Annotated in this window: 12 protein-coding genes; 6 read left to right on the top strand and 6 right to left on the bottom strand. The window is 69.9% G+C overall.

The genetic code is table 11. The annotated features are described in order from the left end of the window. Positions 1 to 88: 88 nt before the first annotated feature. From G3T37_RS03050 to G3T37_RS03030, 5 genes are all read left to right on the top strand, one after another. Positions 89 to 925 (top strand): DUF1684 domain-containing protein, encoded by an 837-nt coding sequence (locus G3T37_RS03050; RefSeq protein WP_163471993.1) that lies wholly within the window; start codon positions 89 to 91, stop codon positions 923 to 925. 60 nt (positions 926 to 985) lie between these two features. After that, a complete protein-coding gene (locus G3T37_RS03045) occupies positions 986 to 2,302 on the top strand; it encodes a GAF domain-containing protein (RefSeq protein ID WP_163471992.1) in 1,317 nt (438 codons plus the stop codon). Positions 2,303 to 2,403: 101 nt separating this feature from the next. After that, positions 2,404 to 3,927, top strand: a complete 1,524-nt coding sequence (gene exaC / locus G3T37_RS03040) for an acetaldehyde dehydrogenase ExaC (protein WP_163471991.1) — start codon at positions 2,404 to 2,406, stop codon at positions 3,925 to 3,927. A gap of 116 nt (positions 3,928 to 4,043) precedes the next feature. Then, positions 4,044 to 4,448, top strand: coding sequence for a DUF779 domain-containing protein (locus G3T37_RS03035; RefSeq protein ID WP_163471990.1), 405 nt, complete (start codon positions 4,044 to 4,046; stop codon positions 4,446 to 4,448). Positions 4,449 to 4,489: 41 nt separating this feature from the next. Beyond that, positions 4,490 to 6,178 carry a bifunctional 3'-5' exonuclease/DNA polymerase gene (locus G3T37_RS03030; RefSeq protein ID WP_163471989.1) on the top strand — a complete coding sequence of 563 codons (1,689 nt, stop codon included), beginning with the start codon at positions 4,490 to 4,492 and terminating at the stop codon, positions 6,176 to 6,178. Here the strand turns inward: G3T37_RS03030 and G3T37_RS03025 are convergent. Both G3T37_RS03025 and G3T37_RS03020 read right to left on the bottom strand, forming a co-directional pair. Continuing rightward, the gene (locus G3T37_RS03025) at positions 6,171 to 6,731 is read right to left on the bottom strand and encodes a helix-turn-helix transcriptional regulator (RefSeq protein WP_163471988.1); all 561 of its coding nucleotides are present in this window, start codon (positions 6,729 to 6,731) and stop codon (positions 6,171 to 6,173) included. The two genes, G3T37_RS03030 and G3T37_RS03025, sit on opposite strands and share 8 nt — an antisense overlap. Positions 6,732 to 6,734: 3 nt before the next feature. Next, on the bottom strand, positions 6,735 to 7,958 hold the full coding sequence (locus tag G3T37_RS03020; RefSeq protein ID WP_163471987.1) for a glycosyltransferase family 4 protein: 1,224 nt from the start codon (positions 7,956 to 7,958) through the stop codon (positions 6,735 to 6,737). 173 nt (positions 7,959 to 8,131) lie between these two features. On the opposite strand from G3T37_RS03020, the gene G3T37_RS03015 reads away from it, so the two are divergent. Beyond that, the gene (locus G3T37_RS03015; RefSeq protein WP_338401157.1) at positions 8,132 to 8,635 is read left to right on the top strand and encodes a DUF3145 domain-containing protein; all 504 of its coding nucleotides are present in this window, start codon (positions 8,132 to 8,134) and stop codon (positions 8,633 to 8,635) included. A gap of 132 nt (positions 8,636 to 8,767) precedes the next feature. On the opposite strand, the gene G3T37_RS03010 is transcribed toward G3T37_RS03015, so the two are convergent. The 4 genes from G3T37_RS03010 to G3T37_RS02995 all read right to left on the bottom strand — a co-directional run bounded on the left by G3T37_RS03010 (position 8,768) and on the right by G3T37_RS02995 (position 12,326). Continuing rightward, a complete protein-coding gene (locus G3T37_RS03010) occupies positions 8,768 to 10,006 on the bottom strand; it encodes a beta-ketoacyl-[acyl-carrier-protein] synthase family protein (RefSeq protein ID WP_163471985.1) in 1,239 nt (412 codons plus the stop codon). A 100-nt stretch (positions 10,007 to 10,106) separates the two neighbouring features. Then, positions 10,107 to 10,355: an acyl carrier protein gene (locus tag G3T37_RS03005; protein WP_130981006.1), complete on the bottom strand. Its 249-nt coding sequence runs from the start codon at positions 10,353 to 10,355 to the stop codon at positions 10,107 to 10,109. A 43-nt stretch (positions 10,356 to 10,398) separates the two neighbouring features. Beyond that, positions 10,399 to 11,409: a beta-ketoacyl-ACP synthase III gene (locus tag G3T37_RS03000; protein ID WP_163471984.1), complete on the bottom strand. Its 1,011-nt coding sequence runs from the start codon at positions 11,407 to 11,409 to the stop codon at positions 10,399 to 10,401. Further along, positions 11,409 to 12,326 (bottom strand): acyltransferase domain-containing protein, encoded by a 918-nt coding sequence (locus G3T37_RS02995; RefSeq protein WP_163471983.1) that lies wholly within the window; start codon positions 12,324 to 12,326, stop codon positions 11,409 to 11,411. Before G3T37_RS02995 ends, G3T37_RS03000 begins: the two co-directional genes overlap by 1 nt. Between the last annotated feature and the right edge of the window lie 69 nt (positions 12,327 to 12,395).

Genomic DNA, 12,395 nt, shown 5'->3' with positions numbered 1-12,395 from the left:
GCGTCATCGCAGGCAATAAATTCGTGTCCCTGCTCGTTGCTGTCAGTGGCCTCCGCGAAGATGGGGGATCTCGACAAGGATGGAAGACATGACCGACACCGCGACCGCCCCCACGCCGACCCCCGAGCAGCAGTACGCGACGTTCCACGAACGCCGTGAGCTCTCGGTGGTGCAGCCCAAGGGCAGTCTGGCGCTCGTGAACACCCAGTGGATCGACTCCGAGCAGACCATCTGGGGCGTGCCCGGAACCTGGGCGCCGCTGCCCGCCGGCCAGTCGGGTCTCCTGCTGAAGGCGGTCGCCGCGGACGGCATCACGGTCGACGGCGAGCTCGTCGACGGCGAGGTCGTCGTTCGCGGCAAGGACGACCCCTCCCCGAGCGAGATCAGCTTCAGCGAGACGGTCTCCGGCTTCGTGATCGCGAGCGAGCAGGGCAACTACGCCCTCCGCGTCTGGGACTCGCAGTCCGAGGCGATTCAGGAGTTCGGCTCCATCGACGCCTACGACTACAACCCGGACTGGGTCATCCAGGCGCAGTGGACCGAGATCCCCGGTGGGAAGGCGGTCGGCTTCGAGCACCTCAAAGACAACGGCGCCACCCGCGACGAGGTGGTTCCCGGCGACATCACCTTCACGAAGGACGGCGTCGACTACGACCTCGCCGCGTTCAAGGCGGGCCGCGCGCTTCAGCTGGTGTTCGCCGACGCCACCAACGGCGACGAGACCTACAGCGTGGGCCGATTCCTGTTCCTCGCGCCCAACGCGGACGGCACCATCACCCTCGACTTCAACCGGGCGGTGCTCCCGCCCTGCGCCTTCAGCTACAACTTCAACTGCCCCCTGCCGCCGAAGCAGAATCGCTTCGCGGTGAAGATCGAGGCGGGGGAGAAGAACGTGCTGAAGAAGGACGGCTCCCTCCTGCATTGAGCCGGTGCCCGGCTTCGCGCGTTAGGGTGGGCTGAACCCCGCATCGCCGTCGATCGGGGGATGATCGGAGCAGCCGTGACGAGTCCGTGGAGTGTCACTCCCGTCCTCGATCCCGCCGCGATCGAACGCGCGCACGAGCAGATCGTGGGCGAGCGCATGTCCAGCGCGGGAGTGCGCCGCCTGGTCGAAGAGTCGTGGAAGCGCTCGCTCGCTCGAAGCCTCGACCCCGACACGATTCTGCCCGGGCTCGACCTCTCCGATGACGAGCTTCGCGAGTACCGCAACCAGCACCCGCTCTCGCTCGTGCTGCCGACCATCCACCGCCTGCTGATCCAGCACACCTTCGAGACGGGCCTCATCGTCGCGGTCGGCGACCAGTCCGGTCGCCTGCTCTGGATCGACGGCGACCGCGCGCTGCGCTCGAAGGCCGAGGGCATGCTCTTCGTCGAGGGGGCCGACTGGTCGGAGGCGGCGGTCGGAACGAGTGCGCCGGGGACCGCGCTCGCGCTCGACCACGGCATCCAGATTCAGCAGGCCGAGCACTTCAACCGCATCGTGCACCCCTGGAGCTGCACCGCGGTGCCCGTGCACGACCCGTCCTCGGGCGGGCTGCTCGGCGTCATCGACATAACGGGTGGCAGCGACGCGGTCTCACCGGCGACCATGCCCCTGCTCGAGGCGGCGGTCGCCGCCGTGGAGGCGGAGCTGCGCATCCGACGGCTCGACGACATCCACCCGGTGCGCGCGCCCCGTCGCGCGCCCGCGCGGGTGGTCGAGGGGCCACCCCTCCTGAGCATCCTGGGGCGCGAGGATGGCCGGCTCGAGGTGAGCGGACGCGTCATCGAACTCTCCACCCGGCACGCCGAGATCCTCACCCTCCTCGCCTGGCACCGCGGCGGGCTGTCGGCGGAGGCGCTCGCCGAGCTCGTCTACGACCGCGACGGCTCGGTGGCCACGCTTCGCGCGGAGATGGTGCGCCTGCGGCGGGTACTGGAGGGGGCGTGCCCCGAACTCGTTCCGGAGTCCCGGCCCTATCGCCTCACGCGATCGCTCGAACTCGACGCCCACCGCGTGCTCGCCTTCCTCGAGCGCGGGGCGCACCGGGTGGCCCTGACGGCGTATGCGGGCCAGGTTCTCCCGCGATCGGAGGCGCCGGGCATCCTCGCCATCCGCGCGGAGGTCGCCTCGGTGCTGCGCGAGTCCGTGCTGGCCGACGCCGGCGTGGATGTCCTCCTCGCCTACGCGCGCACCGACGACGCCGCCTACGACCTCGAGGTGTGGATGGAATCGCTGCGGCGTCTTCCCCAGCGCTCGCCCAAGCGCGCCGCCGTCGTCTCGCGCATCGAGCGCATCCAGGGTGAACTCTCGCGGCGGTAGCCCGTGCAACTCTTTGCAACCTGCGCGCAACCGTCCCGCGCGTAGCGTCGCGATCGTGGCCCTGACCAGGACCTCCACGACAACGACGTCAAAGGACACAGATGACCGTCTACGCCGCTCCGGGCACCCCGGACGCCAAAGTCACGTTCAAGCCCCGCTACGAGCACTGGATCGGGGGCGAGTGGGTCGCCCCGGTGAAGGGGCAGTATTTCGAAGACATCTCCCCGGTCAACGGCAAGCCGTTCGCCGAGGTCGCCCGCGGAACCGCCGACGACATCGAGGCCGCGCTCGACGCCGCGCACAAGGCCGCACCGGCCTGGGGCAAGACCTCCACGACGGAGCGCGCCGCCGTGCTCATGCGCATCGCCGACGTGATCGAGGCCAACCTCGAACTGCTCGCGGTGGCCGAGACCTGGGACAACGGAAAGCCGATTCGTGAGCCGCTCAACGCCGACCTGCCGCTCGCCGCCGATCACTTCCGCTACTTCGCCTCCGCGATCCGGGCGCAGGAGGGGTCCTTCGCCGAGATGGACGGCGACATGACCGCCTACCACTACCACGAGCCGCTCGGGGTCGTGGGGCAGATCATCCCCTGGAACTTCCCCATCCTGATGGCGGTGTGGAAGCTGGCGCCCGCGCTCGCGGCGGGCAACGCCATCGTCCTCAAGCCGGCCGAGCAGACCCCCGTCTCGATCCTCGTTCTCATCGAGCTCATCGGCGACATCCTGCCTCCGGGCGTCGTGAACATCGTGAACGGCTTCGGCGTGGAGGCGGGCAAGCCGCTCGCCTCCAGCCCGCGCATCCGCAAGATCGCGTTCACCGGCGAGACCACCACCGGTCGCCTCATCCTGCAGTACGCGAGTGCGAACATCATCCCCTCGACGGTGGAGCTCGGCGGGAAGAGCCCCAACCTGTTCTTCGCCGACGTGGCCGACCGCCAGGACGCCTTCTACGACAAGGCTCAGGAGGGATTCACTCTCTTCGCCTTCAACCAGGGCGAGGTCTGCACCTGCCCCTCGCGCGCGCTCATCCAGAAGCCGATCTACGACCAGTTCCTCGGCGACGCGATCGAACGCACGAAGAGGGCGGTGCAGGGCAACCCGCTCGACACCGACACCCAGGTGGGGGCGCAGGCCTCCAACGACCAGCTCGAGAAGATCCTGAGCTACATCGACATCGGCACGAAGGAGGGGGCGAAGCTGCTCCTCGGCGGCGAGCGCAACGACCTGGGCGGTGACCTCACCGACGGCTACTACGTCACCCCGACCATCTTCGAGGGCCACAACAAGATGCGACTCTTCCAGGAGGAGATCTTCGGGCCGGTCGTCGCGGTGACGAGCTTCGACGACTACGACGACGGGATCTCGATCGCCAACGACACCCTCTACGGTCTGGGCGCGGGCGTCTGGTCGCGCAACGGCAACGTGGCCTACCGGGCCGGTCGCGACATTCAGGCCGGGCGCGTCTGGGTCAACAACTACCACGCCTACCCCGCCGGGGCGGCGTTCGGAGGTTACAAGAGCTCGGGGATCGGGCGCGAGAACAACCGACTCGCCCTCGATCACTACCAGCAGACGAAGAACCTTCTCGTCTCCTACTCCGAGAACAAGCTCGGTTTCTTCTAAACCGACCGATCCGGGTGTCGCGGCCGTGGTAAGCCGGTCGCGACACCCGACCGACTCGGCGGCCGGGATCCTGCCAGGGAGACCCGGCCGCCGTACCCTGAGCAACGGAGGCACTCATGCTCGATTCCACCGTCACCATCGCGGGGGAGACCCAGTCGCGCGTCGCGCTCGCCGACGTCTCCGTGGAGCTGCTGCGACAGCTGTGGGCGCAGTACGGCCCGCTCATGTTCCACCAGTCCGGCGGGTGCTGCGACGGCAGTTCGCCCATGTGCTACCCCCAGGGCGACTTCATCACCTCCGACCGGGATGTGCGGCTCGGCACCTTCGAGATCGGCACGCCCGGCGCGCCGCAGCCCATCGACTTCTGGATGTCGGCCGAGCAGTTCGAGTACTGGAGCCACACGCACCTCACGGTCGACGTGGTGAAGGGACGGGGGAGCGGATTCTCGGTCGAGGCGCCCGAGGGCGTGCGCTTCCTGATCCGCTCGCGACTCATGGACTCGGCCAGGCCCTTCGACTGAACCGGCCCGGCGGTGTCGCCGGCCTCGGGCAGACTGAGGGGGTGGATGTCGTCGTCGCGGAGCACCCGGACGGGGTGAGGCTCACCCCCGTCTCCGGTGCGCCCGACCTCGCGGAGGCGCCGCCCTTCTCCACGATCCCGCGCGCGGAGTTTCCCGCGGAGGTAGCCCGACGGCAGGCGGAGCAGCCGGTGCGCTGGGTCTGGAGCGACACCGACCGGTGGTATCCGGCGCTCCTGGCGGCGCTGGTGCGGGTGGAGCGCTGTGTCGACCTGCGCCTGTCGCACGCGATTCTGCGGTCATCCGAGCTGACGACGGGGTCGGCGCTCGCCACCCTGCCCGCCGGATACTGGGACGCGCCGCCGCCCCCGGTGCGGGCCGCCGATGGCGCGCTCTTCGAGCTCGACGACTCGCGCAACGCCCGGCCGTCCGAGGCCGACGTCGATCCGGTCGCGGAGTGGTCACTGCAGCGGCTCGCGGTCGCGGGCTCTGCGGAGCCCGGCCGAATCGCCCGGCTGCTCGCGGCGGAGTCGGCGGGGTCGCTGATCGCGGCCGAGATGCAGTACGCCGGGCTGCCCTGGCGGGCGGATGTCCACCGCGAGCTGCTCGACCACCTCCTCGGCCCGCGTCCCGTCGCCGACGAGCGCCCGGCCCGCCTGCAGTCCCTGCTCGACGAGATGCGCCGACTGATCGACGTGCCCGATCTGAACCCCGACTCACCCGCCGAGCTGCTCAAGGGTCTGGCCCGGGGCGGAGTTCTCGCCCCCTCCACCCGGTCGTGGGATCTGCGCAAGATCCCCCACCCGGTGATCGCACCGCTGCTCGAGTACAAGAAGCTGTCCCGGCTGGCCAGCGCGAACGGTTGGCACTGGCTGGAGACGTGGGTGCACGACGGCAGATTCCGTCCGGACTACGTGGTCGGCGGGGTGGTCACCGGCCGCTGGGCGACGAGCGGGGGCGGTGCGCTGCAACTGCCGAAGCAGATCCGACGCGCGGTCGTCGCCGATCCGGGGTGGAAGCTCATCGTCGCCGATGCCGCTCAGCTGGAGCCGCGCATCCTCGCGGCCATGGCGGGCGACCGGGACATGATCGAGGCCGGGTCGGCGGGCGATCTCTACGCGGGGATCGTCGCGTCGGGGGCGATCGACACGCGCGAGCACGCGAAGGTCGCCCTTCTGGGCGCGATGTACGGTGCCACCCAGGGCGAGGGCGGGCGGCTGATGCCGCAGTTGGCGAAAGCGTATCCGCGCGCGATCGCCCTCGTGGAGTCGGCGGCCCGGCGCGGCGAGCGCGGCGAGGTGGTCTCGACCCGTCTGGGGCGTTCCTCGCCCAGGCCGGGGGAGGACTGGCGACTGGCGCAGGCGGAGGCCTATGGCGAGGCGTCGAGCGAGGCGTCGCAGTCCCGCGCCCGCGGTCAGGCGCGCGGGTGGGGCCGATTCACCCGCAACTTCATCGTGCAGGGCACCGCGGCCGAGTGGGCGCTGTGCTGGATGGGCAGCCTTCGCGGGCGCCTCGCGCGGCTGGGCACGCCTAAGTGGATCACCGAGCAACCGCACCTCGTCTTCTTCCTGCACGACGAGGTCGTCGTGCACGCGCCGGCCGAGCTCGCCGATGCGGTGGCCGCTGAGGTGGTCGAGGCCGCGGCGGAGGCCGGACGCCTGCTGTTCGGCGGCCTCCCGATCGAGTTCCCCCTCACCGTCGCGATCGTCGACGACTACGGCTCGGCTAAGTGACGGCCTTGCGGGGGCGTCCGCGCCGGGGCACCGCGGTCGACAGCGGGACCGCCGCGGACTCCGCCGCGAGCTCGGCGGCCAGCGCCTCGAGCCACCGCAGCCGTGCCTCGCTGAGCTCGATCGCGGCATCCCGCATTCGCCGCCGCATCGCGTCGCGCGGCGCCTCCGTCTCGAGAGCGGCACGTCTCTCCAGGGCGGCCCCACGTGCGCGATCGATGACCGCGTGCGGGTCGGACCCGGGGAGGGAGAGGAGCACCACCACCTTTTCGGCGAACTCATCGCGCTCGCCCGCGTCCGGCATCCCGGGTTCGTCGCGCCAGCGCTCGAATTCCGCGCGCCCCGCCGCGGTGATGCGGTAGTTCGACTGTCCGTCGCCGTCCGGGGCGAGCTTCTCGACCAGGCGATCGCGCTCCAAGCGGTCGAGCGTGTTGTAGATCTGGCCGACGTTGACCGGGGTCGCGTGCCCGGTGCGCTCGTCGACGTCGGCGCGCAGCTGATTCCCGTAGCGGGGCGCCTCGGCGAGGATCGCCAGGATGACGTGTCTGACCGACACCCTTCAGCTCCGCGGGGCCGGCTCGGCCAGACGCGCACGCGCGGCGGCGTACGCCGCGGTGATGTGATCGACGTAGACCCGCGGCGCGAAGGTGGCGGCGTCGTCGACGGCGCCCGAGGAGAGTCGCCGCAGCGCGCCGGGGTCGCCGACCAGCTCGACGATGGCGTCGGCCAGTCCGTGCGCGTCCGGCGTCGCGGAGAGGTGACCGGCGTGGGCGAGCCCCTCGCCCAGCTGCGGGTCGCAGTACAGCACCCCGCGCCGGCGGCTGATCGCCTCGGCGATCGTCATGGGCTGGTTGTCGAAGCCGAAGGAGGTGAGCACCACGAGCGCCGAGGCATCCATCAGGTCGATGACGGCCGGATGATCGAGCACCCCGTGAAAGCGGAACCAGGGCTGCCCGTGCACGAGTCGTCGCGCCTGAGCGAGCAGTGCGCCATCGCCCACGAAGTCGACCTCGAAGGCGCCGCCGCTGCGCTCACGTGCCTCCAGGGCCGCCTCCACGAACACCAGTGGACGCTTCTCCGGCTCGCACCTCGCCACCCAGAGCAGGCGGGGCGGAGAGAGCTGCTCCTCGCCGAGAAGGGTGGCGGGTCGCGGCGACCGCGCGACCGGGTTCGGGATGACGGTGATCGGCGCGGTGACGCCCGCGGCGGCGAGGTCCCGCGCCTGATGATCGGAGGGGGAGACGAGCGCGTCGGCCTCTCGCGCCATCGTCAGGGTGAGGTTGCGGAGCAGGTTGTCGGTCGCCCGGGGCGTGAACTCGAGTCGGCTGAAGCGGGTCTCGGTCACGTTCTCGAGTCCCAGTCGCAGCAGGGGTGCGATGAGTCCCTGCCACCAGCCCTCGGTCTGCCAGTAGAAGGTGTGCACGGTGTGAACGACGGGGATCCCGAGGGTGCGGGCGGCACGGGTCATCGCGTGCGCGAGGCCGAACTCGGTCTGCAGGTGCACCACGTCGACGCGTTCCCGCGCCAGGTACTCGGCGAGGTAGGCGACGAGGGCGCGACGCGCACCGACGACGGGCAGGATGACGCCCGGCACTACCCAGGCCGGTTTGATCTCGAGCGTCCGCTCGCGGAGGCGGATCCGGCGGCCGCGGGGGAGGCGGGCGCTGGAGACGAGGAACACCGTGTGCCCCTCGTCTTCGAGGGCCTGTCGCTGCTCCTGGATCGAGGTCTGAGCGCCCCCGATGTAGTCGAGGAAGAAGTCGCTGACGATGGCGATCCTCATCCGGCTCCCTCGTGATCGTGATGATGCTCCCCAGAGAGTCTAGGCAACGGCGAGAATCCGCATAATCACACCCTTGTGATTCCCTCGCATCATCAGCCATAATTCAAACGAAGCACGTTTGTTCCATTCGTCAGGTCGATGGGGAAGTCGCACCTAACCGAATGGAGAAAAACGTGTCTGCACCAACTGCTCGCGGAGTGCTGTACGTTCACTCTGCGCCGCGCGCGCTATGCCCACACATCGAATGGGCTGCTGGTCGCGCTCTCGAAAGGGCGGTCAACTTCGCCTGGGATGACCAGCCGGTGTTGAAGGGCGCCCAGCGCGCCGAGTTCTACTGGGAGGGCCCGCAGGGCACCGGCGCTCGTCTGGCGTCCGCCCTCCGCGGCTGGGAGCACCTGCGCTACGAGGTCACCGAGGACGCCGGGCTCGGCACCGACGGCGGTCGCTGGATGCACACTCCCGACCTCGGCATCTTCTTCGCCCAGACCGACACGGTCGGCAACGTCGTGGTCCCGGAGGACCGCGTCCGCTACGCCATGGAGGTCGCGGGCTCCAACGCGCTCGAACTGCATCGTGAACTCCGCCTCGCCCTCGGGCAGGCCTGGGACGACGAGCTGGAGGCGTTCCGGCACGCGAGCGACGCCAGCCAGGTCGTCTGGCTGCACAAGGTCGGGTAACCCCCCCCCGATCCCACTGAACCGGCTAGGTGCCGCGCGGTGGTCGGGCTCGTCACATCCCCCCCCAAACGACGAGCCCGGCCACCCTTTTCGTGCGGGGTGGCCGGGCTCGTGGTCGAGCGGTGCGGCGGCTCAGTGGTAGCTGCGGAAGGCGGCGACCGCGTTGTGGCCGCCGAAGCCGAAGGAGTTGCTGAGCGCGAGCAGCGGGCCGTCGCCGAGGGACCGCGGCGAGGTGACGACGTCGAGCACGATCTCGGGATCCTGCTCGGTCACGTTGATCGTCGGCGGCGCGGTTCGCTCGTGGAGCGCGAGGATCGTGAAGATCGCCTCGAGCGCGCCGGTCCCACCGAGGAGGTGGCCCGTCGCGGCCTTGGTCGCAGAGACCGCGATGTTCGGCAGGTGGTCACCGAACACGCGCAGCAGCGAGCGGTACTCCGCCACGTCGCCCACGGGCGTGCTCGTCGCGTGCGCGTTGACGTGCACGACATCGCTCGGCTCGGCACCCGCCTGAGCGATCGCGGCCTTCATGGCGCGCGCCGCCGCGTTCCCCTCGGGGTCGGGAGCGGTGATGTGGTACGAGTCGCTCGTGACCGCACCGCCGGCGAGTTCCGCGTAGATGCGGGCTCCGCGCGCCAGTGCGTGCTCCTCGGTCTCGAGCACGATCGTGCCCGCACCTTCGCCGAGCACGAAGCCGTCGCGCGTCACGTCGAAGGGGCGTGAGGCGGTCGCCGGATCGTCGTTCCGCTTCGAGAGCGCCTGCATCGCGGCGAAGGCGGCGATGGGCAGGGGGTGGATGACCGCCTCGGTGCCGCCCGCGATCACGACGTCCGCGAGCCCCTGCTGGAGGTGGTCGTAGGCGTTGGAGATCGCCTCGGTGCTCGAGGCGCAGGCCGAGACGTCGGTGCGGGCGAACGCGCGCGAGGGGATCGACATGCTGATCGCGGCCGCCGCGGCGTTCGGCATGAGCATCGGGATCGTCATCGGCAGCACGCGTCGGGGACCCTTCTCCTTGAGGGTGTCCCACGCGTCGAGAAGAGTCCACAGGCCGCCGATCCCCGTCGAGTAGTCGACACCGACACGGGCGGGATCGACGTCGGGCGAGCCCGCGTCCGCCCACGCTTCGCGAGCCGAGATCAGGGCGAACTGGCTGGAGGGGTCGAGGCGCTTGTACTCGACTCGCTCGAGGACCTCCTCGGCGCGCACCTTCGCCTGCCCGGCGAAAGTCACCGGGAGGTCGAGTGCGGCGACCCAGTCCTGATGGAGCGTGGAGATTCCCGACTCGCCGGCGAGCAGGGCCTTCCAGGAGTCGTGGGCGGTGCCGCCGAGCGGGGAGGTGGCGCCGATCCCGGTGACAACGATTTTCTTGGTCATAGAACGTTCTCTCTGTGGGTGTTGCGTGGTGCCGCGGGCGCACTCACGGGCGGGTCGGTCAGGTGAACTGCCCGGACCGACCAGCCGTGGGTGCTGGAATCTAGCCCTGCGCCGCGGTGATGAAGCTGACGGCGTCACCCACGGTCTTGAGGTTCTTGACCTCTTCGTCGGGGATCTTCACGTCGAACTTCTCTTCGGCGTTCACGACGATCGTCATCATCGAGATGGAGTCGATGTCGAGGTCGTCGGTGAAGGACTTGTCCAGCTCGACCGTGTCGGTTGCGATGCCGGTCTCATCGTTGATCAGCTCAGCAAGACCTGCGAGAACTTCTTCGGTGGACAATGCCATTGTTTATCTCCTTGGGGGTGTCGTATGACCGTTGAATAGCTTATTAGGGGAGTACGACGACCTGGGCGCCGAACACGAGCCCCGCGCCGAAGCCGATCTGCAGGGCGAGCCCGCCGCTCAGTTCGGGATGCTCCGCGAGCAGCCGGTGGGTGGCGAGGGGGATCGACGCGGCGGAGGTGTTGCCGGTGGTCTCGATGTCGCGCCCGATCACGACGTGCGCGGGCAGCTTCAGCTGCTTCGCGAACTCGTCGATGATGCGCATATTCGCCTGGTGGGGGATGAACGCCGCGAGATCATCGCTCGTGATGCCGGCCGCGTCCAGCGCGCGCTGCGCGACCTTCGCCATGTCCCAGACCGCCCAGCGGAAGACGGTCTGCCCCTCCTGCCGGAGCGTGGGCCAGGGCACCTCGCCAGCGCCGTCGCGGTACTCCGTGAGGGTCGCGTTCATGCCGACCGCGCCGGCCTTGGAGCCGTCGGAGCCCCAGACGGCGGGCGCGATGCCGGGCGTGTCGCTCGGCCCGATGACCACGGCGCCGGCGCCGTCGCCGAGCAGGAAGGAGATGGTGCGGTCGGTGGGGTCGACGATGTCGGAGAGCTTCTCGGCGCCGATGACGAGCGCGTAGTGGGCCGCTCCGGCGCGGATGAGGGCGTCGGCCTGGGTGACCCCGTAGCTGAAGCCCGCGCACGCGGCGTTCTCGTCGTAGGCGGCGGCGGGGTTGGCGCCCACGCGATCGGCGACGACCGCCGCCATCGACGGCGTCTGCTGCATATTGCTGATGGTCGCGACGATGACGAGGTCGATCTGCTCGGGCGCCAGACCGGATTTCGAGACCGCCTCGGTCGCCGCCTCGGTGGCGAGGTCCACGGCGCTGAGACCCGCGGAGGCGCGGGTGCGCGTGACGATGCCGGTGCGCTGGCGGATCCACTCGTCACTCGAGTTGATGGGCTCGATCAGCTCCTCGTTGGGAACGACGAGGTCGCCGCGCGCTGCTCCGTAACTGTAGATGCGCGTGAACTGCGCACCGCTGGACTGCTTGAGGGTGGGGTGGGCCATTACTTACCGTTCATGAGGTCGTGCGCGGCGGCGAGGTCGTCGGGGGTCTTCACTGCGACCGACGGTACGCCCTTCAACGCGCGCTTGGCGAGGCCGACGAGCGCGCCCGCGGGCGCGAGCTCGATGATGCCGCTGACGCCGCTGTCGGCCATCGCGGCCATTGTCCGGTCCCACCGCACGGGCGAAGAGACCTGGCCCACGAGAAGGTCGAGGAACTCACGACCATCGGCGACCGCGCTGCCGTCGCGATTGGTCCAGATCGGGATGCTCGGCTCGCGCGTCGCGATCGTCGCGGCCACGGTGCGCAGGTGGTCCACCGCGGGCGCCATGTATCGGGTGTGGAAGGCGCCGGCCACCTGGAGCGGGATCACCCGGGTGCCGGGGACCGGGTCGGCCTGCAGCGCGGCGAGCGCGTCGAGCGCACCGGCGACGACGATCTGGCCGCCGCCGTTGAAGTTGGCGGGTTCGAGCCCGAGTTCGACGAGGCGGGCGAGCAGGGCATCCTCGTCACCGCCGAGGACCGCGCTCATGCCGGTCGCCTCCAGCGCGGCGGCCTGCGCCATGGCACGGCTCCGCTCGCGGACGAGGATGAGGGCGTCCTCCTCGCTGAGGATTCCCGCGCCGGCGGCCGCGGTGACCTCGCCGACCGAGTGTCCGGCGATGCCGCCGACCAGGTGTCGATGCGTGTCGAGGTCGAGCCCCTGCAGGGCGAGGAGCCCCGCCGCAACAATGAGCGGCTGCGCCACGGCGGTGTCGCGGATGGTGTCCGCGTCACTCGTGGTGCCGTGGGCGACGAGGTCGATGCCGACCGTCTCGGAGATCTCCCCGAGGTGCTCACGAAAACGGGATTCGGCCAGCCAGGGTTCGAGGAACCCGGGGGTTTGGGAGCCCTGCCCGGGCGCAACGACAACGATCACTGCACCAGTCTGCCAACTTCCCGGGGTGCTTCGCTGTCACATCCGTCCAAACATTTGCCGATTCGTTGT

Source organism: Galbitalea soli, from assembly GCF_010686725.1.
GTDB lineage: Bacteria > Actinomycetota > Actinomycetes > Actinomycetales > Microbacteriaceae > Galbitalea > Galbitalea soli.
The sequence above is the reverse complement of the archived record's forward strand: the minus strand, read 5'-3'. Positions and strand labels throughout refer to the sequence as shown.

Excerpts from the sequence above, each read along its gene's own strand:
- G3T37_RS03050 (WP_163471993.1), top strand. The coding sequence starts at position 89 with ATGACCGACACCGCGACCGCCCCCACGCCGACCCCCGAGCAGCAGTAC.
- G3T37_RS03045 (WP_163471992.1), top strand. The coding sequence starts at position 986 with ATGATCGGAGCAGCCGTGACGAGTCCGTGGAGTGTCACTCCCGTCCTC.
- exaC (WP_163471991.1), top strand. The coding sequence starts at position 2,404 with ATGACCGTCTACGCCGCTCCGGGCACCCCGGACGCCAAAGTCACGTTC.
- G3T37_RS03035 (WP_163471990.1), top strand. The coding sequence starts at position 4,044 with ATGCTCGATTCCACCGTCACCATCGCGGGGGAGACCCAGTCGCGCGTC.
- G3T37_RS03020 (WP_163471987.1), bottom strand. The coding sequence starts at position 7,958 with ATGAGGATCGCCATCGTCAGCGACTTCTTCCTCGACTACATCGGGGGC.
- G3T37_RS03010 (WP_163471985.1), bottom strand. The coding sequence starts at position 10,006 with ATGACCAAGAAAATCGTTGTCACCGGGATCGGCGCCACCTCCCCGCTC.
- G3T37_RS03005 (WP_130981006.1), bottom strand. The coding sequence starts at position 10,355 with ATGGCATTGTCCACCGAAGAAGTTCTCGCAGGTCTTGCTGAGCTGATC.
- G3T37_RS03000 (WP_163471984.1), bottom strand. The coding sequence starts at position 11,409 with ATGGCCCACCCCACCCTCAAGCAGTCCAGCGGTGCGCAGTTCACGCGC.